The 22,890-nt window shown below is 45.9% G+C and carries 27 protein-coding genes; 19 read left to right on the top strand and 8 right to left on the bottom strand.

Annotated features, from left to right (window positions below; genetic code table 11):
* Positions 1–3 precede the first annotated feature (3 nt).
* The 3 genes from argS to ICN44_RS04355 are packed head-to-tail and all read left to right on the top strand — an operon-like array spanning position 4 to position 2,998.
* Positions 4–1,731 carry an arginine--tRNA ligase gene (gene argS / locus ICN44_RS04365; protein WP_216262868.1) on the top strand — a complete coding sequence of 576 codons (1,728 nt, stop codon included), beginning with the start codon at positions 4–6 and terminating at the stop codon, positions 1,729–1,731.
* A gap of 35 nt (positions 1,732–1,766) precedes the next feature.
* Positions 1,767–2,354, top strand: a complete 588-nt coding sequence (locus tag ICN44_RS04360) for an SPOR domain-containing protein (protein WP_216262867.1) — start codon at positions 1,767–1,769, stop codon at positions 2,352–2,354.
* On the top strand, positions 2,351–2,998 hold the full coding sequence (locus ICN44_RS04355; RefSeq protein ID WP_216262866.1) for a thiol:disulfide interchange protein DsbA/DsbL: 648 nt from the start codon (positions 2,351–2,353) through the stop codon (positions 2,996–2,998). The genes ICN44_RS04360 and ICN44_RS04355 overlap by 4 nt, the downstream gene beginning before the upstream one ends.
* A gap of 37 nt (positions 2,999–3,035) precedes the next feature.
* On the opposite strand, the gene ICN44_RS04350 is transcribed toward ICN44_RS04355, so the two are convergent.
* Genes ICN44_RS04350 through ICN44_RS04330 form a run of 5 tightly spaced genes read right to left on the bottom strand, consistent with a single transcriptional unit; the run spans position 3,036 to position 7,817 of the window.
* Positions 3,036–3,812: an SDR family oxidoreductase gene (locus tag ICN44_RS04350; protein ID WP_216262865.1), complete on the bottom strand. Its 777-nt coding sequence runs from the start codon at positions 3,810–3,812 to the stop codon at positions 3,036–3,038.
* Positions 3,809–5,104 (bottom strand): cyclopropane-fatty-acyl-phospholipid synthase family protein, encoded by a 1,296-nt coding sequence (locus tag ICN44_RS04345; RefSeq protein ID WP_216262864.1) that lies wholly within the window; start codon positions 5,102–5,104, stop codon positions 3,809–3,811. The genes ICN44_RS04350 and ICN44_RS04345 overlap by 4 nt, the downstream gene beginning before the upstream one ends.
* Positions 5,101–5,886, bottom strand: coding sequence for a DUF1365 domain-containing protein (locus tag ICN44_RS04340; protein ID WP_216262863.1), 786 nt, complete (start codon positions 5,884–5,886; stop codon positions 5,101–5,103). Before ICN44_RS04340 ends, ICN44_RS04345 begins: the two co-directional genes overlap by 4 nt.
* A gap of 3 nt (positions 5,887–5,889) precedes the next feature.
* On the bottom strand, positions 5,890–7,266 hold the full coding sequence (locus ICN44_RS04335; RefSeq protein ID WP_216262862.1) for an FAD-dependent oxidoreductase: 1,377 nt from the start codon (positions 7,264–7,266) through the stop codon (positions 5,890–5,892).
* The gene (locus ICN44_RS04330; RefSeq protein WP_370624868.1) at positions 7,263–7,817 is read right to left on the bottom strand and encodes a glutathione peroxidase; all 555 of its coding nucleotides are present in this window, start codon (positions 7,815–7,817) and stop codon (positions 7,263–7,265) included. The genes ICN44_RS04335 and ICN44_RS04330 overlap by 4 nt, the downstream gene beginning before the upstream one ends.
* A 107-nt stretch (positions 7,818–7,924) precedes the next feature.
* On the opposite strand from ICN44_RS04330, the gene rfaE2 reads away from it, so the two are divergent.
* Entirely contained in the window at positions 7,925–8,413 is a 489-nt protein-coding gene (gene rfaE2 / locus ICN44_RS04325) for a D-glycero-beta-D-manno-heptose 1-phosphate adenylyltransferase (RefSeq protein ID WP_216262860.1), read from the top strand.
* Here rfaE2 and ICN44_RS04320 read toward each other — a convergent pair.
* Together ICN44_RS04320 and ICN44_RS04315 are read right to left on the bottom strand one after the other, a co-directional pair.
* Positions 8,410–9,219: a type III pantothenate kinase gene (locus ICN44_RS04320; RefSeq protein WP_216262859.1), complete on the bottom strand. Its 810-nt coding sequence runs from the start codon at positions 9,217–9,219 to the stop codon at positions 8,410–8,412. The two genes, rfaE2 and ICN44_RS04320, sit on opposite strands and share 4 nt — an antisense overlap.
* A complete protein-coding gene (locus tag ICN44_RS04315; protein ID WP_216262858.1) occupies positions 9,216–10,001 on the bottom strand; it encodes a biotin--[acetyl-CoA-carboxylase] ligase in 786 nt (261 codons plus the stop codon). The genes ICN44_RS04320 and ICN44_RS04315 overlap by 4 nt, the downstream gene beginning before the upstream one ends.
* Before the next feature lie 37 nt (positions 10,002–10,038).
* Between ICN44_RS04315 and ICN44_RS04310 the strand changes: the two genes are divergently transcribed.
* The 7 genes from ICN44_RS04310 to ICN44_RS04280 all read left to right on the top strand — a co-directional run bounded on the left by ICN44_RS04310 (position 10,039) and on the right by ICN44_RS04280 (position 14,721).
* Positions 10,039–11,133 carry a VanZ family protein gene (locus tag ICN44_RS04310; RefSeq protein WP_216262857.1) on the top strand — a complete coding sequence of 365 codons (1,095 nt, stop codon included), beginning with the start codon at positions 10,039–10,041 and terminating at the stop codon, positions 11,131–11,133.
* A 16-nt stretch (positions 11,134–11,149) separates the two neighbouring features.
* Positions 11,150–11,458 carry a ferredoxin gene (locus tag ICN44_RS04305; protein ID WP_216262856.1) on the top strand — a complete coding sequence of 103 codons (309 nt, stop codon included), beginning with the start codon at positions 11,150–11,152 and terminating at the stop codon, positions 11,456–11,458.
* Positions 11,459–11,484: 26 nt separating this feature from the next.
* On the top strand, positions 11,485–12,198 hold the full coding sequence (locus ICN44_RS04300) for an alpha/beta hydrolase (protein WP_216262855.1): 714 nt from the start codon (positions 11,485–11,487) through the stop codon (positions 12,196–12,198).
* A gap of 19 nt (positions 12,199–12,217) precedes the next feature.
* Entirely contained in the window at positions 12,218–12,484 is a 267-nt protein-coding gene (locus ICN44_RS04295) for a DUF493 family protein (RefSeq protein WP_215362317.1), read from the top strand.
* Positions 12,485–12,492: 8 nt separating this feature from the next.
* Entirely contained in the window at positions 12,493–13,137 is a 645-nt protein-coding gene (gene lipB, locus ICN44_RS04290; RefSeq protein WP_216262854.1) for a lipoyl(octanoyl) transferase LipB, read from the top strand.
* Entirely contained in the window at positions 13,134–14,144 is a 1,011-nt protein-coding gene (gene lipA, locus ICN44_RS04285; protein ID WP_216262853.1) for a lipoyl synthase, read from the top strand. The genes lipB and lipA overlap by 4 nt, the downstream gene beginning before the upstream one ends.
* Positions 14,145–14,208: 64 nt before the next feature.
* Positions 14,209–14,721: a hypothetical protein gene (locus tag ICN44_RS04280; RefSeq protein ID WP_255537402.1), complete on the top strand. Its 513-nt coding sequence runs from the start codon at positions 14,209–14,211 to the stop codon at positions 14,719–14,721.
* A gap of 21 nt (positions 14,722–14,742) precedes the next feature.
* On the opposite strand, the gene ICN44_RS04275 is transcribed toward ICN44_RS04280, so the two are convergent.
* A complete protein-coding gene (locus tag ICN44_RS04275; RefSeq protein WP_072582658.1) occupies positions 14,743–14,997 on the bottom strand; it encodes an accessory factor UbiK family protein in 255 nt (84 codons plus the stop codon).
* A gap of 264 nt (positions 14,998–15,261) precedes the next feature.
* Between ICN44_RS04275 and ICN44_RS04270 the strand changes: the two genes are divergently transcribed.
* The 8 genes from ICN44_RS04270 to ptsP all read left to right on the top strand — a co-directional run bounded on the left by ICN44_RS04270 (position 15,262) and on the right by ptsP (position 22,885).
* Positions 15,262–16,182, top strand: coding sequence for a TorF family putative porin (locus ICN44_RS04270; RefSeq protein WP_216262851.1), 921 nt, complete (start codon positions 15,262–15,264; stop codon positions 16,180–16,182).
* A 24-nt stretch (positions 16,183–16,206) separates the two neighbouring features.
* Positions 16,207–16,545, top strand: coding sequence for a P-II family nitrogen regulator (locus tag ICN44_RS04265; protein ID WP_011903792.1), 339 nt, complete (start codon positions 16,207–16,209; stop codon positions 16,543–16,545).
* A 13-nt stretch (positions 16,546–16,558) separates the two neighbouring features.
* Positions 16,559–18,043: an ammonium transporter gene (locus ICN44_RS04260; protein ID WP_216262850.1), complete on the top strand. Its 1,485-nt coding sequence runs from the start codon at positions 16,559–16,561 to the stop codon at positions 18,041–18,043.
* A gap of 104 nt (positions 18,044–18,147) precedes the next feature.
* The gene (gene gshA / locus ICN44_RS04255) at positions 18,148–19,446 is read left to right on the top strand and encodes a glutamate--cysteine ligase (protein WP_072582662.1); all 1,299 of its coding nucleotides are present in this window, start codon (positions 18,148–18,150) and stop codon (positions 19,444–19,446) included.
* A 28-nt stretch (positions 19,447–19,474) separates the two neighbouring features.
* Positions 19,475–20,416, top strand: a complete 942-nt coding sequence (gene gshB, locus ICN44_RS04250) for a glutathione synthase (RefSeq protein WP_216262849.1) — start codon at positions 19,475–19,477, stop codon at positions 20,414–20,416.
* Positions 20,417–20,418: 2 nt separating this feature from the next.
* Entirely contained in the window at positions 20,419–20,841 is a 423-nt protein-coding gene (locus ICN44_RS04245) for a PTS sugar transporter subunit IIA (protein WP_216262848.1), read from the top strand.
* Between the two features lie 17 nt (positions 20,842–20,858).
* Positions 20,859–21,128 carry an HPr family phosphocarrier protein gene (locus tag ICN44_RS04240; RefSeq protein WP_072582664.1) on the top strand — a complete coding sequence of 90 codons (270 nt, stop codon included), beginning with the start codon at positions 20,859–20,861 and terminating at the stop codon, positions 21,126–21,128.
* A gap of 5 nt (positions 21,129–21,133) precedes the next feature.
* Positions 21,134–22,885 (top strand): phosphoenolpyruvate--protein phosphotransferase, encoded by a 1,752-nt coding sequence (ptsP, locus tag ICN44_RS04235; protein WP_216262847.1) that lies wholly within the window; start codon positions 21,134–21,136, stop codon positions 22,883–22,885.
* Positions 22,886–22,890 lie beyond the last annotated feature (5 nt).

Below are 22,890 nucleotides of genomic sequence, written 5' to 3'. Positions count from 1 at the left end.
TCTATGTTGTTAACCAATAAAAATCGTTTAATTGAAATGCTAAGTGCTGCACTTGCAGGCTTGGCTAAAGAACGCGACCTAGGGGAGGCTCCTGCCCCCCGTTTGGAGCGTCCTAAGGCTGTTGATCATGGGGATGTCGCTTGTAATATCGCCCTTCAGCTAGCAAAGGCTTGGAAGCTGAACCCGCGCGAGCTGGCACAGGCTTTGGTGGAGCGCTTGCAGCAGCAAGCAGGCTTTAATGAGCTGATTACATCCTGTGACATCGCTGGCCCTGGCTTTATTAATTTCTGCCTTAGCAATACTGCTAAGACTGCTGTAGTTCAGGAGATCCTTTCTGCAGGAACTCATTTTGGTGAGTCTGTGCAGGACGGTCTGTCTGCGCCAAGCGCCATGATTGAGTTTGTCTCTGCCAATCCAACTGGCCCATTGCATGTTGGCCACGGTAGACAAGCAGCGCTGGGTGATGCCTTAGCTAATCTACTGGCTACCCAGGGAATCAAAGTTCATCGTGAGTTTTATTACAACGATGCCGGTGTACAAATTGCGAATTTAGCCTTATCTGTTCAAGCTCGCTTACAGGGATTAAAGCCTGGTGATGCCAAGTGGCCTGAACAGGCATATAACGGTGAATATATTGCGGAGATTGCTAGCGCATTTAAAGTCTCTCCAGAATTTAAAGATGATCTTGAAGCCATTCGCCAATTCGCGGTTGCTTATTTGCGCAACGAACAGGACATTGATTTAAAAACTTTTGGTGTGAAATTTGATTGCTATTACTTAGAGTCTTCTTTATATACCGACGGTAGCGTTGCACAAATCGTTGGCGACTTACAAAGCATTGGCAAGACCTATGAATCCGAAGGTGCGCTCTGGTTGAAGAGTACGGATGATGGTGACGATAAAGATCGTGTGATGCGTAAGTCAGATGGTAGCTTTACCTACTTTGTGCCTGATGTGGCGTATCACACCAGCAAGTGGAATCGCGGCTTTCAGAAAGTGATTAATGTACAGGGCAGCGATCACCACGGCACTATTGCCCGTGTCCGCTCAGGCCTGCAAGGCGTAGCGCAGAAGCGCGGCTGGGATATTCCTAAAACGTATCCAGAGTATGTGCTGCATAAGATGGTTACTGTTATGCGCCATGGCGAAGAAGTCAAAATTTCTAAGCGTGCCGGCTCATATGTCACTGTGCGTGATTTAGTGGAATGGTCTGGTGGCGTTACTCCAGAGATGACTTCTGAAGAGCGGGAATTAGCTTTGCAGCGTGGTCGCGATGCAGTGCGCTTTTTCTTGATCTCACGTAAAGCAGATACCGAGTTTGTTTTTGATATTGATTTAGCATTACAGCAAAACGATGAGAACCCGGTGTTCTACGTTCAGTATGCGCATGCACGGATTAATTCAATCTTGCAACAGTGGGGTGGGCAAATATCCGATTTGGCTACGGCCGATTTATCGCTCTTACAAAGCAAGGCATCGGATCATTTGTTGCGTCGTTTGGCAGAATACCCAGAAGTTCTGACCGCTGCTGCCGAAGAATTAGCACCGCATGCTTTGGCTTTTTACCTGCGTGACTTAGCGGGTGATTTCCATACTTTCTATAACGCGGATCGCGTCTTGGTTGACGACCAAAACTTAAAGCAAGCGCGTCTTGCATTGCTACTGGCAACCCGCCAGGTTCTGCAAAATGGCCTAAAAGTACTCGGGGTATCAGCGCCAATAAAGATGTAATGGCGAGGTATGAAGTGAAGATGTAAGATGAGGAAATGATGAAAACACCGAATCAACAAAACTCCCAATACGGCGGTACTATTCTCGGCTTTATTTTGGGTTTGGGCGTCGGTCTTGGAATCGCCTTTGTCATTGCCTTTTACCTTTCTAAAAATACCCCTCAAGAAAGACCGGGGATGCGTGCCCCAAGTCTGCCTTTGATCATTAAACCTTCTACAGCACCTGCTGAAGGTGAAGCAGGTGCTCCTGCTGAGCCAATTGATTTAAATAAGCCCCTCCAGGGTAAATCACCAGCCCCTGCATCAACCGATCCGATTGGAGATTTGGTAAACGGCAAGAAAACTGCTGATAAGCCAGTGGATGCAGCTCCTGGAAGCAAATCAGACGCTATTTATTTCTTGCAAGTGGGTGCGTTTACAAAGCGTGCTGATGCAGATGCGCAAAAAGCGAATTTAGCAATCCAGGGAATTCAGGCTCAGCTTAGCGAAGTAACAAGTGACGGCAATACTCTCTGGCGCGTGCGTATAGGTCCCTACAACAGTGTTGATGAGAGCAACTCAGTACGAGATAAATTGAGTGGCATAGGACTTAAACCAACTTTAATTAAATCTAGCAAATCATGATTTCATACAGCAAAAGATTCATTACTTTATTAGCACTGCTTTTCTTAAGTGGCTTTGCTAGTGCACAAGCTCAAAAAATCGAAGAAGGCTTTGATTACCGCATACTGCCTGTTGCACAGCCGGTCGAAACCAAAGGAAAAGTAGAGGTTATTGAATTCTTTTGGTACGGATGCCCCCATTGCTATGACTTTGAGCCAGAGCTCAGTAGCTGGGTAAAGCGCCAACCTAAGGATGTTGTCTTCAAAAGAGTCCCCGTAGCTTTCCGTGATGACTTCTTGCCCCATAGCCAAATGTATTACGCGCTCGAATCGATGGGCAAAGCTGATGCTTTAAATGAAAAAGTAATGTATGCAATGCATAAGGAAAATAAGCGCCTCTTAACGGAGACGGAGATTGCAGATTGGGTTGCGTCTCAAGGCATTGATCGTAATACCTTCTTGGCAACCTATCGCTCTTTTGCAGTGGTGTCTAAAGCGCGTGCCGCTAAGCAATTAACCGAAGCCTATCGTATTGATGGCGTGCCGACGATTGTGATGCAAGGCAAGTATGTGACATCACCATCTATTGCTGGGTCTAAAGCTAAAGCAATTGCAGTAATGGATTATTTAGAAGAGAAAATTCGTAAAGACAAATACAAGCAGTAACCTCAAAATAGGTTGCTGCGTAATGCTTTAGCGCAGCTTAAATTTTGACGAAGCGGCGCACAATCCAAAAGTAGATTGGGTAAGGCAAGATTCTCAGAAACTTTAAGAATCTTGTGAATCGTTTGGGGAAGTGAATATCGAATTCCCCCTTCTGAATACCGGTCAATATTTCGTTGGCTGCTTCCTCGGCACTAATTAAGGCTGGCATCTCAAAGTCATTTTTTGCAGTAGCCTCAGTAGCCACAAATCCTGGCGAGATCATGTGCACGCTGACTCCTGTCGGCAGCAAGTCGTAATATAAATTCTCGCAAAAGTTAATGATGGCAGCCTTACTTGGGCCATATGCCAAAGCTTTTGGCAGGCCGCTATACCCTGCAACGCTACCCACGATAGCAATATGTCCCGAGTGAGCCTTGAGCATCTCTGGCATCACTAATGCAACTGCTCTCATAGGCCCCAGAAGATTTGCATCGATTGTTTTTTCAGCAATCTTGAAATCAAAATAAGCTGCTCGCAATGGGGTGTATACGCCCGATACAAAGAGCAGGAGATCAATTCCGCCCCAAGCGTTCAAAATCGTTTTATAGCCATCCTGGAGTTGCGCATCATCGGTAACGTCGATAGGAATGACTAGGCTTTGATCAATCGTTCCAGTGAGGGCAATTTCATTTAATCGTTCGGCTCTTCGGCTGGAAAGCGCTACTTTAGCGCCCTTGAGAAGAAGGGCTTGCGCACAAGCTTCGCCAATGCCGCTGGATGCGCCTATGACCCAGACTCTTTTGCCTGAGAAGTGATCTATTCCGCTTTGTTTCATACGCCTAGCGCATCAGAAGATGCTGGTGATGGTTGATGACTCAGAGTGAATTGCACTACGTCGATATTACGCTCTGTAAAGCCGGCGGCGCAATACATGAGGTAGAAGTTCCAAAGACGTATGAATGCTTCATCAAAGCCAAGTTGACGTATTTCTTGCAGTTTTTGATTAAAGCTATCGCGCCATAAGCAAAGAGTTCTTGCGTAATCTACGCCAAAGGCGAATTCATCATCTATTTGTAATCCAGCCTTAGCAGCGCTTGCTTTAAAGCTTGCTCTAGAGGGCAGCATGCCTCCAGGAAATACATACTGCTGAATAAAGTCAGTGTTGCGTCTGTAGCGATCAAAAAGATCCTCGGCAATTACAATCGTCTGGATGCAAGCTTTGCCGCCTGCCTTGAGGCAATGGGCAATTGTTTCAAAATATTCTGGCCAATGTTTCTCACCAACTGCTTCAAACATTTCGACGGAAGCAATGCCATCAAATTTATCTTGGCAATCACGATAGTCCTGAAGGCGTACTTCAAATCCAGGAGGGTTAGCAATTTGACCTTGTACTGCTAATAAACGTTTCTCTGCAAATACTTTTTGCTCTGTAGATAGAGTTAGCCCAGTAATGGCTCTCTTGTTACGAAGAGACTCCTCCATAACGCCACCCCAGCCACAACCAATTTCAAGTATGTGCTCTCCTGGCGCAGTCTTTAAGGAGTCCAGAATGCGCCCAATTTTTGCGCGCTGTGCTCCAGCTAAGACTTGCTGATCACCTTCAGAAAACCAGGCGCTCGAGTAGCTCATCGTGGGATCAAGCCACAGCGTATAAAAAGCATTGCCTAGGTCATAGTGCGCATGAATATTCTTGCGGCTTCCCGCTTTGCTGTTATCTCGCAACCAGTGTTTTAGACGGTAAAAAATCGACCCATACCAATTACCGTAAATGGCTTTTTCTAAGATAGTTCGGTTGCGTATGGCTAACTCAAGCAGTGCTTTGAGGTCTGGAGTATTCCATTTACCTTGAATATAGCTCTCGGCAAAACCAATATCACCATGGGACATGATCTCTTTAAATACAGACCATTCCAAGATATGAATTTCAGCATGTAATTGATCACTTTGTATGCCGAACTCGCGCTTCTCGCCATTGGGAAGGGTAAGTTTTAAATGGCCACTGCTTAGCTTTGTCAGTAGAGTTAGGAGTGCCTTAGCCTTAATTTGTTGTTGTGGCGAAGCGCTATCCCGCCCTTGCGGACGAGAAAAATTGAGTCTAGAGAGAAGGGATTGTCCTGGGCGATTCATCTGCTAACTTCAAGTTCTGGTGGTTTAGGCTTTGAGTGAAAGGGTACACCTTTTACCCATAATTTTATTGCTTGCCAATGTATACGGAAAATGACACCCAAGCTCATTAATGGGTAGCGTAGTAGTGCCAGCATGATATTGGCGCGACTGAGTGGGCGGCTGGTGCCGCTAATGCTGGTGTTAATAAGGGGTTGGCCGTCCTCATGAAGCTCAATGCGACAGACATTATTCTTGCCGCTACTACTATCTTGCGAAAATAAGAAGCGGAAATGGTAATCACCACGTACCGCACAAAATGGTGAAACGTGAAATACCTTTTTACTACTAAGTGTTTCGCCCGAGTGCAACGCTTCACCCGAATCTTTGTGCAGTAAATAGCAATGACGCTCACCAAAGGTATTGTTAACCTCAGCCAGTACCGCTTGTACTTTGCCATCAGCGCGTGTGCAGATCCAAAAGCTCACGGGATTAAAGACATAACCCAATACCCTTGGAAAAGTCTGAAGCCAAATTTCTCCATCGACAAGTTGCACATGATTGTCTGCAAGAATCTTTTCGATCCAAGCAAGGCTATTCGATTCCCCTTGGCCATGGTCCTTATCAAAAAATGCACAGAGGCCCCAACGGTTATCGCTTAAGCCGTTCTGATCCAGTAAATTCGGGTTGACACTGCGAGCGCGCATAGGAATGGAGATGGTAAACACTCCATAACCAAAGGCATTCTTAGCGGGCCTTAAGCGCTGGTGTTTTACTACTCCAAAGTTAATCTTAGCGCCTGACATCAACTACACATCTTGTTTGGTTTTAATCGGTTGTCGAATGCTTTCAATTAAGGCTTCTGCCACTAATTCGCCGGAGCGCAAACCATCTTCATGAAACCCAAATCCTGTCCAGGCGCCGCAATACCAAATGGAGGATGTGCCTTGGATTAATGGAAGTTCCTTCTGGGCTTGAATCGCACTCATATCAAAGACGGGGTGTGAATAGTGAATCTCTTGATGCACAAGTTTTGGATCTGGCTCTTCCGAGGGATTTAAGCTCACAATAATTTGGGTGTCTTGAAGTTGAGCTGGTAGAGGTTGCAGACGATTAATTAAGTAGTTAACGCTGACGTGTTGTTTTGTATTGGGTTTAGCATCGGATTGAGCGGTGTAATTCCACGCAGCCCAACAACGTTTTGCATCTGGCAAGAAACGAATATCGGTATGCAATATTGCTCGATTCTTTTGGTATGGAACTGATGCCAGGATATTTCTTGATTGCTGGTCAATGCCATGAACTAAATCTAATGTTTGGTCACTATGACAAGCCATGATGACTTCATCGAAATGGGCCGAGCCAGCCTGACTAATAACCTCAACTGGTCCACCATCATGACCTGTATTCACTCTCAGGACGCACTCCCTTTTAATGGCCACTCCATATTTTTCTAGCGCTGTCACAAGGCGTTTTACATATTCTCGTGAGCCACCCTTGATGGTCAACCATTGCGGGCGATTTTGGATTTGCAAAAGGCCGTGGTTATGGCAGAAGCGCACCATGGTTTGAATAGGGAACTCGAGCATTTGTTCGACTGAACAAGACCAGATGGCGCCGATCATAGGTAGAAAGTAATTCTCTTTAAAGCTTTGGCTAAAGCGGTGACGTTTTAAAAAATCGGCAATTTTTTCATCAGGCTCTTTGTATTGATGCCCAGCTTCAATTTGGTCATGCGCTAACTGAGTGGCCAAACGATTAAAACGCATGATGTCATAGGCCATTCTCCAAAATGATGGAGACAGGAGATTAGATCTTTGTCCAAAAAAAGAATTGATGTCGTTACCAGCCCATTCAATCTTTTTCCCCGCCCCAGATTTGCTAGCGGTATCAATCGATACCGAAAACGACATTTCTGAGGGGGCTACTGGTGCTTGAATTTCTTCGAATAAACGAACGAGACGTGGATAAGTCTTACGGTTAAATACGAGAAACCCAGTGTCTACACCGTGTGTGATTTCATTTCCACCGATATTACAAGTGATGTCAACAGTATTGCTGTGGCCACCAATGTGATCGCCAGCTTCATATAAGGTAATTTCAAATTCAGGATGTTGTCTTAAGGCGTAGGCACAGCCTAATCCAGAGATGCCTGCGCCAATAATGGCAATTCTTTTTTTACTCACTGAGCTTTTTCTCCTAAAAGCTTTTCAATTTCATTTGTAATGCTGCTACTGGTGGGTTTGGTAACGCTTCCAAACGAATCCACTACATTACCATTTCGATCGATTAAGTACTTATAAAAATTCCACTTTGGAGTTGTGCCAGTCTTGGCAATCAACATCTTAAATAGGGGGTTTGGGTTGCTACCAGAAACCATGCTCTTAGCAAACATTGGAAATTTTACGTCATAGGTGTTCTTGCAGAAATCGGCAATCTCTTTATTGCTACCAGGTTCCTGTTGTCCAAAGTCATTCGAGGGAAAGCCCAGAATGACAAAGCCTTGATCTTTGTATTTGGCGTAAATCTTCTCAAGACCTTCATATTGGCTTGTAAAGCCGCAAAAGCTGGCTGTATTTACTGCCAATATGACTTTCCCTTGATATTGGCAAAGGTTTTGCGGCGCTTCATCCTGTAAGCGAGGAAAAGTATGGGAGAGCAGAGGGCTACAAGTGGGCGCAGCATTGGCTAGCTGAAATCCAGACAAGAATGCAAATAGCCCAAATAGGCAGTTCATTACAAAACGGGGCATATTGCACCTTTTTTATTCACGAGTGAGAAGCCAAGTCTAAGACATTCTGGCTAATATCGCTGGCCTCGCAAGAATGCCATTAATATTGGGTTATGAGTCATTTGCCACCCCCCGCTTTTGAAGCAAAAGTCTGCTCACCAGAACAGCTTGCTACTCGCCTGGAAAATCTTCCTAGACCATTGGTATTTACTAATGGGGTCTTCGATATCCTGCACCGTGGCCATGCCAGTTATTTGGCCCAAGCCCGTGCTCTGGGGGCTAGCTTGGTGGTGGGTGTGAATTCTGATGCCTCAGTGAAGATGTTGGGTAAAGGCGATGACAGACCCATTAATTCAGAGGCTGATCGCCAGGCTTTATTGGCTGCATTGGAAAGTGTGGATATGACTGTGTTGTTTACCGAACAAACGCCAGTCAATTTGATTGAAAAAATTCGTCCTGATATTTACGTCAAGGGCGGTGATTACGATATTGACACTTTGGCAGAAACCCACCTGGTTAAAAGTTGGGGTGGTAAAGCAGTTGCGATACCTTTCCTATATGAGCGCTCAACTACAAGCCTGTTGGGTAAGATCCGCTCTTAAAGGTTTTGCAGTAACCACGCCCAGGTACCGCGTAGTACTAATCCTTCGCTTACTTCCACGGCTTGCTTGATTGGTAAATTAGTTTTTGTAATTTCTTGCGCTAGGACTTTGGCATTTCCGCCATCAAGCCAAATTTTTTCGATGGGAAGATTTAATTCTTTTGCATGCTGTACGCCATACAGAATTGCGCCAACTTGCGCTGCATCACAACCTCCAATGATTGCGTCATTAGTGGAGGATCCAAACCCATGATGTTCTGCGCGTGTAGCCAAGCCTAGCTGCGCAGTATTGTTTGCTAGACTTTCTTGCATTAATCCAAGACCAGGCAAAATCCATCCGCCGTAATGTACGCCGTTAGAACCCAGTAAATCAATGGTAGTGGCAGTACCGGCATTCACAAGCAAAGTATTTTTATTCGATAAGACGCGCGCCCCAATCAGTGCCGCCCAGCGATCTGCGCCGAGCTTGCTAGGATCTTGATACAGGCTACGCATCCCTACATAAGCACTATCCCCTTTGAGTTGCTTCCAGTCTAAATCACTCCATTGTGGAAATAGTGATTTGAGGTTAGTCATTGCCTCTTGGCCAGCAACGCAGGCAAAGCCAATAGCTGCAGGCTTCGGTAAGGTTTTAGCAATATAGTCAGCCAACTCAGCTCGATGTTCTGCTGATTGCAAAGACTTACTGCTAATAGATCCTGAGTATGCCCACAACTTTTTTTGTTGAGCGCTAGGATTTTGTGTTGACTCCACAGCTGCCCACTTCAGGCGCGTATTACCAACATCAAAAAATAAATAAAGGCTCATGATTGAATCCGCAATGAAACATCACCCGCATGAATGGCGATGATTTTGTTTTCTTGTTGCAATAGTAATGCCCCTACCTCATCCACACCTTTTGCAATGCCATGAATAGGATCCTGACCAGCGCCCGAAATACACACCGCTTGATCTCGATACGCATCCCAGTCCATCCAACGTTCTTTACAAACCTTAAATCCATGCAGGTCAAATTCGGCAAGACTCTGTTCTAGTGAGGCGATCAGTTTAAGCCAGAGATATTCGGTATCAGGAAGTGATTGCGTCAGTTGAGCAAGTGAGCCCACTTTCTGGCCAGTATCTAGATTTGCTTCAATTGCTTCTGGATTGCGCAAGTTAATGCCAACCCCAATAATCATCCAAGTAGGATCACCTGCTTTTGCTTGGCCGCCTTCAATGAGGATGCCGCCGAGTTTGTGCTTGTTCAGCAATAAGTCATTGGGCCATTTCAGTTGCAGGCCGGCCTCTTGAAGCTCTTTCTCACTCAGATTGCAAGCTTGTGAAATACCTTCTATGACTGCAAGACCAACTAATAAGCTGAGTCCGCTGAGTCCGGTTGGAGTTCTTTTAAGTGGAAATGCGAGAGAGAAGCAAAGTGAGTCCTCAGGGTTGGCTAGCCATGCTCGGCCTGCCCTGCCTTTGCCCGCAGTTTGCTTGTGGGCAGTCCGAGCCACTGGATCAATGAGTTCCCCTGCACGCCAGCGACTCATCAGATCGTCATTGGTGGATCTAGTCTCAGTAACGCGCTCAAGTATGCAATTTGCAGTCATTCCGCCATTGTAGAAAGGTCTGACCTAGAATTGTGGGATGGATCAAAAAGATCAACGACCTCGGAAGCTGGTATGGCCACTACAGGCTATGCCCTTAGCGAGGGCTATGAGCTTAAGCTACGCGCTTTTGATCATCTATGTCAGCCTGAACCCCTTTGACTTTGATTTTCAGAATGGGATCTCTGCTTGGGCGTGGTTGGATGCTCCACTACCTCGCTTTATGACCCTATTTGATGTGTCGGTCAATATCTTGGCTTACATTCCATTTGGATTTTTGGTGATGTTTGCTGCCTATCCCCGTTGGCGTAACTACGTAGCTCTTGGAATTGCCCTTAGCTTGAGTGCGGCCCTGGCGCTAGGTGTAGAAACATTGCAGTCTTGGCTGCCTACTCGCATCCCGAGTCAGATGGACTGGTGGGCCAATATATTAGGAGGATTGCTAGGGGGCTTATTAGCCATTCCCCTAGGACCACAATGGCTTTCTGGAAGCGCAATTCGTCGGCGCTTTGATCAATGGTTTGGCCTTAATTGGGCAGCGTGTGCTCTATTTTTATTGTTTCCCTGGTCACAAATTTATCCACAAAGCTCTTGGCTTGGGACGGGCGTATGGGGGCATGCCATATTTGGCTCAATTGATTGGGGTACTGTGGTGATCAATCAGGTCATTCAAGAGGCGGTAATCACCTCGCTATGCTGGCTTGGGGTGGCCTTGTTGCTCTCTCTGGGGTTGCGCACTAAAGCCCCCCAGTGGCGCATTCTCAATGGACTGCTTGGGCTAACTGTGATGGTGAAGACTCTATTTACCGCCCTTCAATTTGGCGCTGAGTTTAGTTTGATCTGGCTTACGGCTGGAGCTCTATGGGGAATGGTACTGGGCAGCATCTTATTAAGATGGACGTTAAGGCTCAATCAAATGACTAAGTTTTGGTTAGCTTTGATTTGCTTACTGGGAACCACAATAGCGGTCAATGTTTTGCCAGACAATCCATATTTCATTCTGACGCTCAGACACTGGTATCAAGGGCGCCTATTGCACTTTAATGAGTTGATGCAATGGGTTTCCGTAGTATGGTTACCTCTGGCACTGACTTGGATGGTTCGCAGTGCTGTTGAATTTAAACCAAAACATTGATGAATATATTTTTTCTATGAGTTTTTCACATCACCTATTTTTTTGCCTCAATCAGCGTGCCAATGGTGAAGATTGTTGCGATCAGCACAATGCTTTTGCCTTGTTTGACTATGCTAAGAAGAGAGTAAAAGAGCTTGGCCTTGCGGGTCCAGGAAAAATTCGGGTGAATAAGGCGGGATGCTTGGATCGCTGTGCTGACGGTCCTGTGATGGTTGTCTACCCAGAGGGTGTTTGGTACACCATGGTTGATGTAGATGATGTTGAAGAAATTATTCAGTCTCATTTGATCGAAGGGCGTCCAGTAGAACGCTTGCAATTAGCTTAGCCATTACAGAGAGTTGAAAGTTTTTTATGAATAGCCGTACAAAAGTAATACAGATTGAAGGCATTGTTGGATCAATGGAAATGTCTATTGATCTGCCAGATGAATTAAAAAATGATCCTGCATTTGCTGTGCGTGGCTTGGCCCTCGTGGCACATCCCCATCCTTTGATGGGCGGCACGATGGATAACAAGGTGGCCCAAACCATGGCACGTGCTTTTAACCAGTTGGGTTACGTCAGCGTGCGCCCAAACTTTCGCGGTGTAGGTGGAACTGAGGGTATTCATGATGATGGTGTTGGGGAGTTAGAGGACTTGCTTCATGTAACTGATTGGATGCGTACACCATCAAGTTGGAGTCAATTTGAAGCAACTGCGAATCAATCCTGGGTAGGAGATGCCAATACCCTGCCGCTAGTAGTTTCAGGTTTTTCTTTTGGAAGTTTTGTTGGTAGTCACTTAGTGCAGAGACTTTCAGACTTGGGTCGTCCAGCTGAGCGACTGGTGATGGTGGGTAGCGCCGCAGGCAAATGGACTCTGGCTCCAGTCCCCGCGGATACGATTTTGATTCATGGGGAACTGGATGAAACCATTCCCTTGATTGACGTTTTAGATTGGGCGCGTCCGCAAGAGTTGACTGTGCAAGTAGTGCCTGGCGCAGATCACTTTTTCCATCGCCGCTTGCATTGCATTCGCAACATCATTACTGGCGCATGGTTGGGCATGCCAGACCATCGTAAGTAATTAGAAATAGAAAGACTATATGGCCGAAGAAAAATCATTAATCGAGTACCCATCATTATTTCCTATCAAGGTCATGGGTAAAGCAAACCCAGAGTATCTTCCAGCGATAGTGCATATTGCCAAACAATTTGATCCTACGTTTGACGAGAGCAAAGTGGAGCAACGTCCTTCTAAGGATGGAAATTACCTCGGCATTACTTTACCAATTACTGCGACTAGCCGTGAACAGTTAGATGAGTTGTATAGAACCTTGTCCACTCATCCATTGGTTAGTATTGTTCTGTAATTGAATTCATGTCGGTTTTAGTAAAACAATTGGGTTTAGCAGATTACGCCTCTACGTATGAGGCGATGAAACTCTTTACTAAAGAGCGTAACAGTGAAACGCCCGATGAAATTTGGGTCTTAGAACATCCCCCTGTTTTCACTTTAGGTTTGGCAGGCGATGTGGGTAACTTGCATTCACCCAGCAATCAAATTCCACTCGTGCAAGTGGATCGGGGTGGAGAGATTACCTATCACGGGCCAGGCCAAATCGTGGTTTACCTTTTGCTAGATTTAAAGCGTCTAGGGATCTTTGTAAAAGAATTGGTCTCTCGTATAGAGCAAGCGCTGATAGATACTCTGGCCGATTTTGGGATTAAGGCTGAAAGGCATCCGGGGGCTCCGGGAATTTACGTCTCTCAGCAGTCAGGAGTGCCATCAGAATGGATTGGTGCTAAGGTGGCGGCCTTGGGCCTTAAAGTCTCCAAAAGCTGCTCCTATCATGGTCTAGCCCTGAATGTCGCTACCGATTTAGAGGCCTTTCAGCGTATCCACCCCTGTGGGTATGAGGGTTTAAAGACAGTCGACATGCAAACCCTTGGGATCAAGGACAATATAGACACTATTAGCCAAAGGCTTTTGCAGCATTTACAAAAGCAACTGATGCCATCATGACCACAAATAAGCCTGACACTAAGACACCTATCGAGGCGCGCCAAGACCTCAATTACGACGCATCACGTAAACAAAAATCGAGCGAGAAGACTGCGCGCATTCCGATCAAAATCATTCCTTTAACAGAGGTATTGAAAAAGCCTGACTGGATTCGGGTGAAGGCGGCCTCTAATAATTCTCGCTTTTCTGAAATCAAAAAGATTTTGCGCGAGAACGAGTTAGTGACTGTTTGTGAAGAAGCCAGCTGCCCCAATATAGGTGAATGCTTTGGTAAAGGGACTGCCACTTTCATGATCATGGGTGACAAGTGCACTCGTCGTTGCCCATTTTGTGATGTAGGTCACGGTAGACCAGATCCTCTTGATGCAAAAGAGCCTGCTAATTTAGCGCGCACTATTGCTGCGCTTAAATTGAACTATGTCGTTATCACTAGCGTGGATCGTGATGATCTGCGTGATGGCGGTGCAATGCACTATGTCGATTGCATTTCTCAATCACGCGGACTCTCCCCGAATACCCGTATTGAAGTGTTAGTGCCAGATTTCCGTGGTCGTCTAGATAAAGCCTTAGATATTTTTGCTGAGCATGCGCCTAGTGGTTTGCCTGATGTGATGAATCACAACCTCGAAACAGTGCCACGTTTATACAAACAGGCTAGACCAGGTGCAGATTATTTGCATTCCTTAAAGCTCTTGAAAGATTTTAAAGAGCGCTTTCCTCATGTCCCTACTAAAAGCGGCTTAATGGTAGGTCTGGGTGAAACGGATGAAGAGATTTTGGAAGTCATGCGAGATATGCGTGAGCACAATATCGACATGCTCACTATTGGTCAGTATCTCGCCCCGTCAGGACATCATTTACCCGTTACGCGTTATGTTCATCCCGACGTCTTTAAGATGTTTGAGGAAAAGGCGTATGAAATGGGCTTCTCTCATGCGGCAGTAGGTGCCATGGTGCGCTCAAGCTATCACGCAGATCAACAGGCACTCGGAGCTGGGGTTGTTTAGAGGGGCTTCTAAAGTCGCTACTTTGCTAGCGGCTTTAGCCCTTCTTATTGCATGTAGCCCTAGGTTGGATTGGCGTACAGTTCAATCCCCGCAAGAAAGATATACCGCTTTATTTCCTGGTAAACCAGACAAATTAGAGCGCCGCATTCCTTATCTTGATCAAGAACTTTTACAGACGCTTGAAGCGGTAAAAATTGATGATGATATTTACTCGGTCAGCACCATCCGGTTGCCGGCCAATCAAAGTACCTCACTAAGTAAGTTACTTTCGCAATTACAGGCTAATTTAATTGATAGGACAAAAGCATCTGGTGGTGATGTCACTGTTGAGGACGCTTTTTATAGAACAGCAGATCGACAGCGCTTGCCGACTAAAGATTATTTTTTAGATTTGAAGGTAAATGGAAAGTCGCAGCAATTGATGCGCGTTCGTTGGATTAATCGAGTAGGCCCAACTGGCGATACTTGGATTTATCAGATTTCTGTCCTGCATACCAATGCAGGTAATGAGAATGCGAAAACTTTTTTATCTGCAGAAGAGTACGAAAACTTCTTTAGTGATTTCTCTCCAGAGTAGCCTGAAGAGAAGATCATTTAATTATTGTTTTTCTAGTGCGGCAACTTTAGCCTCAAGCGCCTCTAACTTTTCACGTGTCTTAGCAAGTACTTTGCTTTGAAGATCAAACTCTTCGCGCGTTACTAAATCCATTTTCTGAAATCCTTGATTCATCATGGCGCGCACATTCTTTTCAATTTCTTGAGCTGGCGAATTGCGGATCGCATCACCAACTTTGTTTTGCATATCGTTAGCGATACGTTGGATTTGTTCGAGGATTTCGCCTGGTTTTTGCATGATGAGGGTTCGCAGTTCTATTGAGAGTTGCAGAAAAGATACACATTCGTATTTTAAGTTGTATGCGTAAAACTGCCCAAAAAGGGGTTAAAACCCGAAAAATGCCCTATATTCACTCATTCGGTGCAATATTTAGCACCAAAAATGGGCATTTGCCTTATTTGGGGGATTTGTGACAAAGCCATGAGCCCCTGGGGATTCAATATCACCCCATGCATTAAGCATTCAACCCATTTTTTTATTACAACCAGTAAGGAGTAGTTCATGAAAACTTTGCAAAAGACAGCAATCTCTGCAGCAGCAGTAGCTTTGTTGGCAGGCCTTTCAACTGTAGCATTCGCGGCTGATGAGCCAGCAGCGGCTGAAGTTAGCCCAATCACTGCTAACGTAACTGTTGCAAGCAACTATATCTATCGTGGTTTGACACAAACCAATAACAAGCCAGCAATTCAAGGCGGCTTTGATTACGCACATGAGAGCGGTTTCTATGTAGGTAACTGGAACTCAAACATTAGCTGGATCAGCGACAGCTACGGTGGTAATGGCGGTAGCGGTACAGGTGCTGTTACTGCGCCAATCGAAATGGACTTCTATGCTGGTTTCAAGAAGGACTTGATCGCTGAAGGTTTTGCTAGCGACTTTGGTGTATTACAGTACTACTACCCAGTTTCTGGAATGATGCCAAATGCTCCAACTGGCTCACAGTTACAAAAATACCCAACTGCCCGTCAGTCTTCTGGTGCTGCACCTAGCACTACAGAGATTTATGCAGCCCAAAACTTTACTGCTGGCCCTGTAACTGGTTTCTTAAAAGTATCTTATGCATTAAGCAACCTCTTCGGCATCTACAACTCTAAGGGTTCTTTCTACCCAGACTTAACTGCTAACTACGACACTGGTTTCTATGGGGTCGGATTGGTTGGCCACGTTGGTTATCAGTATGTTCCTAACAACATTGTTACTACTTCAGCTTTAGCTGGTACTAACATGGGCGGCACATATAACTTAAGCTACGCTGACTGGAAGTTTGGCTTCACCAAGGACTTTGGTGGTGGCTTGTCAGGTACTGCTTACTACACTGGTACAACAGTACAAAAAGTTGGCTCTAACTACATGTATACAACACCTAACGGCGGCAACCAAGGTCGTGCTAACGCAGTTGTAGCGTTGACAAAAACTTTCTAATTTCCACTCTGAACGGAGAAACACATGAAATTAATTACCGCAATCATCAAGCCCTTCAAGCTTGACGAAGTGCGCGAAGCTCTCTCAGAAGTGGGAGTTTCGGGCATTACCGTCACTGAAGTTAAAGGCTTTGGTCGTCAAAAAGGTCACACCGAGTTGTATCGTGGTGCTGAGTATGTTGTCGACTTTTTACCTAAAGTAAAAATTGAAGCTGCTGTTGAAGATGGCATCTTGGAGCGTGCGATTGAAGCAATTGAAAAATCAGCACGTACTGGCAAGATTGGCGATGGCAAGATTTTTGTCTCTCCAGTTGAGCACGTCATTCGTATTCGTACCGGTGAAACCGGCGCGTCAGCACTTTAAAGAGAGGTTCAAAATGTTAACTTGGATGAAACGACTCGTTGCTGGTGGTGCTATGGCTTTGGCCATTGGTGCTACTGGTGTAATGGTTACTTCGCCAGCGCATGCTGATGAAGTTAAAAAACCAGCTGTAACAGCTCCAGCTGCTACTCCTGCAGCTGCAGAACCTGCTCCTGTTCTTTGCTCTGAAAAGTGCAATAAAGGTGACACTGCTTGGATGATGGTCTGTACAGCATTAGTGCTGTTGATGACTCTGCCTGGCTTGGCGTTGTTCTACGGCGGTTTGACGCGTAGCAAGAACATCTTGTCTATCTGTATGCAATGTTTCATGGTCTTCTCTTTGATTTCAGTGCTATGGGCGATTTATGGCTATAGCTTTGCATTCACGGAAGGCGGAGCATTCATCGGTGGATTAGATCGTCTCTTCTTGGGCGGCATGAATCCAGACTCAGTAGCAGCAACCTTTAGTAAGGGTGTTGTGATTCCTGAGTATGTATTTATGGCTTTCCAAGCAGTGTTCGCAACGATCACTTGCTGCTTGATCATTGGCTCTTTTGCTGAGCGCGCTAAGTTCTCTGCAATCCTGGTATTCATGGTGATTTGGTTCACTTTGAGCTACCTGCCAATCGCTCACATGGTCTGGTTCTGGCCTGGTCCAGATGACATCAAAGATGCTGCATCACTCGAAGCAATTACTGCTCGTGCTGGTTGGTTGTGGCAAAAAGGTGTTCTCGACTTTGCTGGTGGTACCGTTGTGCATATCAATGCTGCGATCGCTGGTTTAGTGGGTTCCTTTGTAATCGGCAAGCGCATTGGTTACGGCAAAGAAGCAATGAAGCCACATAACTTAGTTTATGTAATGACTGGTGCTGCTTTATTGTGGTTCGGCTGGTTTGGTTTCAATGCTGGTTCAGCTCTTGAAGCAAACGGTAGCGCTGCCTTGGCATTCGTGAATACTTATTTAGCTACTGCTGCTGCTGTATTGGGTTGGTCAGTTGCTGAGTGGGTTCTCAAAGGCAAGCCATCAATGTTGGGCGCTGCATCTGGTTGCGTAGCTGGTTTGGTTGCAATTACTCCTGCTGCTGGTTTCGTTGGCCCAATGGGCGCAATCGTAATCGGTGTCATCGCTGGCGTAATCTGCCTCTGGGGTGTTACTGGTCTCAAGAAGATTTTGGGTTCAGACGACAGCTTGGACGTGTTTGGTGTTCACGGCGTAGGTGGTATTACTGGTGCATTGTTGACTGGTGTATTCGCTGACCCAGCTTTGGGTGGAACAGGTATCTGGGATTATGTAGCTAATGCAGTTGCTCCTGATTACTCTGTTGCTAGCCAATTGTGGATCCAAGCTCAAGGCGTAATTACCACTGTAATTTGGTCTGGCGTAGTTTCTTTCGTAGCCTTCAAATTGATCGATATCGTGATTGGTTTGCGCGTTAAGGAAGAAGAAGAGCGCGAAGGCTTGGATATCAGCTCACACGGCGAGACCGCTTACGAGTCTTAATCGGTAGATTTACCCCTCACTGGGCGGCCCTGGTTGGTTGCCTAGTTTTAAGCGCGGGATCCTCGGATCCCGCGTCTTTCTTTTAATAATCTTACAATGGTGGAATGGTTCCACATCTCATTACTGCACTCACCGGCCCTTTGCTCGAATTAGAGTCAAAGGTTCTAGAAGCGACCCCAACCATTGAGCGTTGGTTCAGGCTAGAGTGGCAAGAACATACTCCGCCTTTCTACTGTTCAGTCGATTTACGCAATTCTGGCTTTAAGTTAGCCCCAGTTGATACCAATCTTTTTCCTGGAGGGTTTAATAACCTTTCACCGCAGATGTTGCCGCTTGCCGTTCAAGCTGCCATGGCTGCCATTGAAAAGATTTGCCCTGAGGCTAAAAACTTATTACTGATCCCAGAGCGTCATACACGCAATACTTTCTATTTGCAGAACATTGCGCGCTTGTCTTCGATTTTGCGTCAAGCCGGCTTGAATGTTCGGCTGGGTACTTTCTCCGAAGAAATTAAGAAGCCAACCTGGATTGATTTGCCTGATGGCAATCGCTTATTGATGGAGCCGCTTTCTCGATTGGGTCTCAAGAAGCAACGCTTAGGTCTAAAAGATTTTGATCCTTGCTCGATTCTATTAAATAACGACTTATCCGCAGGCATCCCTCCGATTCTGGAGAATATTTATGAGCAGTACTTACTGCCAGGCTTGCACGCTGGCTGGCATGTGCGTCGTAAATCAAATCACTTTGCCGCATATGAAGAAGTGGCGAAGAAATTTGCCAAAGTAGTTGATATCGATCCATGGATGATCAACCCTTACTTTACTAGTTGCTCTAATATTAATTTCCATGAGCGCAAGGGCGAAGACGAACTTCAAACTGCTGTAGAGCAAGTCTTAAAAAAGACTGCCAAGAAGTACCGTGAATACGGTATTAAAGAGAAGCCTTATGTCGTAGTAAAAGCTGATGCCGGCACTTATGGCATGGGCGTGATGGTAGTCAATGATCCCGCGCAGCTAAAGGGCTTGAATCGTAAAGACCGCAACAAGATGAGTGTAGTTAAGGAAGGCCTTGAGGTCAGCGATGTATTGATTCAGGAGGGTGTGTATACCTTCGAGAAGGTCAATGAAGCGGTTGCTGAGCCCGTGGTTTACATGATTGATCGTTACGTCATTGGCGGCTTCTATCGCGTTCATACTGACCGCGGTCCGGATGAGAATCTCAATGCTCCTGGCATGCACTTTGTGCCTCTAGCCTTTGAGCAAAACTCGATGCCCGATCTAGGGGCTAAGCCAGGTAGCGCCGCTCCAAATCGCTTCTATCTGTATGGTGTAGTTGCTCGCTTAGCGCTGCTTGCTGCATCATTGGAGCTAGAGCGAACCGATCCCAATGCTGAAGCCGCATAAATAAATCACCAATCTCTCAATAGAAATAATGAACCTTCTTTTTATTGCAGACCCCCTTGAATCTTTTAAGATTCAAAAAGATTCCACACTCGCAATGATGCGAGCAGCGCAAGAGGCGGGACACCACTTGTGGTTTTGTCAAAGTCGCAATGTGTTGTGGAGAGATAATTTTGTGGTGGCTGATTGCCAGTCTTTGGTCATTAAGCCCAGCTCCACGAACTGGTTTGAGTTGGGTGAGATTGAGTCTCGAACACTCAAGTCTTTTTCTGCTGTGCTTATGCGCACAGACCCTCCTTTTGATATTGAATACCTTAATACCACTTGGTTGTTATCTGCTGCAGTACGTCAGGGCGCGAAAGTATTTAACGAGCCGAGTGCTGTTCGAGATCATTCAGAAAAACTGTCTATTACAGAGTTTCCAGAACTGATTCCGCCTACCTTGGTCACGCGTGAATTAGCTGCGGTAGAGCTTTTTCATCAGGAACATCGCGATATCGTGATTAAGCCTTTAGATGGCATGGGCGGAATGGGTGTATTTAGGGTTGGGGCTGATGGCTTAAATCTTGCTAGCATCGTAGAAACGCTTGGTGAGAATGGCGCAAGAACCCTGATGGTTCAACGCTTTCTGCCAGAAATTGCCCAGGGCGACAAACGGGTGCTTTTAATTGGCGGAGAGGTAGTGCCATTTGCTCTAGCTCGCATTCCGCAGGGTAGCGAAATTCGGGGTAATTTAGCTGCGGGTGGCAAAGGCGTAGCGATGCCTTTAACTGAGACCGAAAAAAGGATTGCTGAAAAATTAGCCCCTGTTTTAAATCAGCGTGGATTATTCTTAGTTGGGTTGGATTTAATCGGCGGTTATCTTACTGAAATTAATGTGACGAGCCCTACTTGTTTTGTAGAAATTACTGACCAAAGCAACTTTAATGTTGCGCAATTTTGGTTGGCAGCTTTAGAGAAAGCATTGGCATAAATATGACTGGAATTGTCATCGTTGCTCACACACCGGTTGCCAGCGCAATGCTGGGGTTTGCTGAGCATACTTTTGGTGTATTGCCTGAGCGTGTTCGAGCAGTGGATATTCCTCCTCATGAAGATACCAAGGCAAGCTTTGATCGCGTGATGAAGGCTGCTTATGGTGTGAATACAGGCAACGGCGTTTTAATCCTGACAGATGTGATGGGCGCAACCCCTGCTAATGTGGCTTGCAAGCTAGAGGCCTTGGGCCCTTTATCGGGATTGAATGCGCCTGTCATTGTGCTGGCTGGATTAAACCTACCTATGCTGATGCGTTGCATTTCTCATCGTGGAGAAAATCTGGAAGAGTTGGCGCAAAAAGCGCTTGCTGGTGGACAGAATGGCATCTTGCGCTTAGGTGCAAAAGTAAATCAAGAATAGATAAGGGCCAGCACACTATGCCTTCGGTAGAAATCGAAATCATCAATAAATTAGGCTTGCATGCGCGCGCCTCTGCCAAGCTATCTCAATTAGCTGCTCAGTTTCCTTGTGAAATATTTTTGTCACGTAATGGGCGTCAAATTAATGCGAAAAGCATTATGGGTGTGATGATGTTAGCGGCCGGTATCGGAAGCACTGTGACTCTCGAGACTGTTGGAGAAAAAGCAGATGAAGCTATGCAGGCACTCACCGCCTTAATTAATGACCGATTTGGCGAGGGCGAGTAAATAGTATGACTTTTGCATTGCACGGCATTCCAGTATCGAAAGGCATTGCCATTGGCAAGGCGGTACTGATTTCTCGTGCGGCATTAGAAGTCAGTCATCACTTGATTGAAGCTGGCAAAGAAGAGGCTGAAGCACAAAAGCTATTAGATGCATTTGATCAGGTTCGCCTAGAGCTTGAGCAATTGCGTCAAGGATTGCCAAAAGATGCGCCGCAAGAGATGGCGGCATTCTTAGATGTGCACGGCATGATATTGGCGGACCCAGCATTAGCTGAGAAGCCCATTAAACTCATTCGCACGCAACGCTTAAATGCGGCATGGGCTTTAACCACTGAGCTCAATGATCTTCTGGAGCAGTTTGCAGATATTGAGGATGCGTATTTAAAAGAGCGCGCCAATGATATTCGGCAAGTTGCTGAACGCGTGATTAAGGCTTTAAATGCACAGAAAAAAGATCCATTAAACGATGCCAATTTTTTGCCAACCAGCGATATTGGTGTTGAGTCAATTATTGTTGCTCACGATATTGCACCACACGACATGCTGCGTTTTAAAGAGCATGCTTTTACTGGATTCGTAACGGATCTGGGGGGCAAGACCTCTCATACGGCTATCGTGGCGCGCAGCATGGAAATACCTGCGGTAGTTGGTGTGCGCCATGCCAGCGAAATGATTCGTCATGGCGATTGGTTGGTGCTAGATGGCGATCGAGGAGTTGTAGTAGTTGCCCCAGATGAGCAGCTGCTAGCCGAATATCGCAAACTACAAACTCAGGTGCTTAAAGAAGCCCGTAAGCTCCAACAGTTGAAGCATGCAAAAACAGAAACAGCCGACCGTGTTGAGATTGAGTTGTTTGCCAATATTGAATTGCCAGAAGATGCTATTCAGGCGGTGAAGTTGGGTGCTGTAGGGGTTGGTTTATTCCGTTCTGAATTTTTATTCATGGACCGTAAGCAGGCTTTGCCAGATGAAGAACAGCAATATCAAGAATATCGTCGCGTAGTCGATTTAATGCATGGCTTACCTGTCAACATCAGAACGATTGACGTTGGTGCAGATAAGGCATTGGGCGGCGGTGGCGATATTTCTCAAACAGGCACATCACCACTGGGCTTGCGGGCGATCCGCTGGTCTTTAACAGAGCCTGAAATATTTTTAACGCAGCTCAGAGCAATCTTGCGTGCATCAGCCCATGGTCAAGCGCGCATCATGATTCCCATGTTGGCGCATGCTAAAGAGATCGATGAAACATTTAGACTGATTGAAAAAGCCAAACAACAATTGCATCAGCGTGGCAAAGCATTTAATCCGAATATTCAAGTTGGCGCAATGATTGAGATTCCGGCCGCTGCTTTAGTCTTGCCTTTGTTTATTAATCGATTCGATTTTCTTTCTATTGGAACGAATGATTTAATTCAGTACACGCTGGCGATTGATCGCGCAGATCATGCAGTTGCCCATTTATATGACCCATTGCATCCAGCGATATTGAATTTATTGGCCAATATCATTGAGCAAGCTAAACGTGCCAATGTACCTGTGGCTGTTTGTGGCGAGATGGCTGGTGATCCTGCATTAACCAGGCTATTGCTTGCCTTGGGCTTAACGGATTTCTCAATGCACTTCAGCCAGTTATTGCTGGTCAAGCGGGAAATTCTTCAGGCCAATGTCGGCTTGTTAAAAGCCCGCGTTGCTAGGGTCTTGAAAGCATACGAGCCAGAAGAGCAGGCAAAGGCTCTAGAGCGACTGCTGTCTTAATTATT

Origin of the sequence: Polynucleobacter sp. JS-Fieb-80-E5 (assembly GCF_018882015.1) — a bacterium.
Lineage (GTDB): Bacteria > Pseudomonadota > Gammaproteobacteria > Burkholderiales > Burkholderiaceae > Polynucleobacter.
The sequence above is the reverse complement of the archived record's forward strand: the minus strand, read 5'-3'. Positions and strand labels throughout refer to the sequence as shown.

Bases quoted from the DNA above. Each gene is read 5' to 3' on its own strand.
- ICN44_RS04310 (WP_216262857.1), top strand. From the start codon at position 10,039: ATGGATCAAAAAGATCAACGACCTCGGAAGCTGGTATGGCCACTACAG.
- gshA (WP_072582662.1), top strand. From the start codon at position 18,148: ATGGTTCCACATCTCATTACTGCACTCACCGGCCCTTTGCTCGAATTA.
- ICN44_RS04305 (WP_216262856.1), top strand. From the start codon at position 11,150: ATGAGTTTTTCACATCACCTATTTTTTTGCCTCAATCAGCGTGCCAAT.
- gshB (WP_216262849.1), top strand. From the start codon at position 19,475: ATGAACCTTCTTTTTATTGCAGACCCCCTTGAATCTTTTAAGATTCAA.
- ICN44_RS04260 (WP_216262850.1), top strand. From the start codon at position 16,559: ATGTTAACTTGGATGAAACGACTCGTTGCTGGTGGTGCTATGGCTTTG.
- ICN44_RS04270 (WP_216262851.1), top strand. From the start codon at position 15,262: ATGAAAACTTTGCAAAAGACAGCAATCTCTGCAGCAGCAGTAGCTTTG.
- ICN44_RS04330 (WP_370624868.1), bottom strand. From the start codon at position 7,817: ATGAACTGCCTATTTGGGCTATTTGCATTCTTGTCTGGATTTCAGCTA.
- ICN44_RS04315 (WP_216262858.1), bottom strand. From the start codon at position 10,001: ATGACTGCAAATTGCATACTTGAGCGCGTTACTGAGACTAGATCCACC.
- ptsP (WP_216262847.1), top strand. From the start codon at position 21,134: ATGACTTTTGCATTGCACGGCATTCCAGTATCGAAAGGCATTGCCATT.
- ICN44_RS04320 (WP_216262859.1), bottom strand. From the start codon at position 9,219: ATGAGCCTTTATTTATTTTTTGATGTTGGTAATACGCGCCTGAAGTGG.
- ICN44_RS04340 (WP_216262863.1), bottom strand. From the start codon at position 5,886: ATGTCAGGCGCTAAGATTAACTTTGGAGTAGTAAAACACCAGCGCTTA.
- ICN44_RS04275 (WP_072582658.1), bottom strand. From the start codon at position 14,997: ATGCAAAAACCAGGCGAAATCCTCGAACAAATCCAACGTATCGCTAAC.
- ICN44_RS04240 (WP_072582664.1), top strand. From the start codon at position 20,859: ATGCCTTCGGTAGAAATCGAAATCATCAATAAATTAGGCTTGCATGCG.
- ICN44_RS04295 (WP_215362317.1), top strand. From the start codon at position 12,218: ATGGCCGAAGAAAAATCATTAATCGAGTACCCATCATTATTTCCTATC.
- ICN44_RS04245 (WP_216262848.1), top strand. From the start codon at position 20,419: ATGACTGGAATTGTCATCGTTGCTCACACACCGGTTGCCAGCGCAATG.
- ICN44_RS04345 (WP_216262864.1), bottom strand. From the start codon at position 5,104: ATGAATCGCCCAGGACAATCCCTTCTCTCTAGACTCAATTTTTCTCGT.
- ICN44_RS04360 (WP_216262867.1), top strand. From the start codon at position 1,767: ATGATGAAAACACCGAATCAACAAAACTCCCAATACGGCGGTACTATT.
- ICN44_RS04350 (WP_216262865.1), bottom strand. From the start codon at position 3,812: ATGAAACAAAGCGGAATAGATCACTTCTCAGGCAAAAGAGTCTGGGTC.
- ICN44_RS04355 (WP_216262866.1), top strand. From the start codon at position 2,351: ATGATTTCATACAGCAAAAGATTCATTACTTTATTAGCACTGCTTTTC.
- ICN44_RS04265 (WP_011903792.1), top strand. From the start codon at position 16,207: ATGAAATTAATTACCGCAATCATCAAGCCCTTCAAGCTTGACGAAGTG.
- rfaE2 (WP_216262860.1), top strand. From the start codon at position 7,925: ATGAGTCATTTGCCACCCCCCGCTTTTGAAGCAAAAGTCTGCTCACCA.
- ICN44_RS04300 (WP_216262855.1), top strand. From the start codon at position 11,485: ATGAATAGCCGTACAAAAGTAATACAGATTGAAGGCATTGTTGGATCA.
- lipA (WP_216262853.1), top strand. From the start codon at position 13,134: ATGACCACAAATAAGCCTGACACTAAGACACCTATCGAGGCGCGCCAA.
- argS (WP_216262868.1), top strand. From the start codon at position 4: ATGTTGTTAACCAATAAAAATCGTTTAATTGAAATGCTAAGTGCTGCA.
- lipB (WP_216262854.1), top strand. From the start codon at position 12,493: ATGTCGGTTTTAGTAAAACAATTGGGTTTAGCAGATTACGCCTCTACG.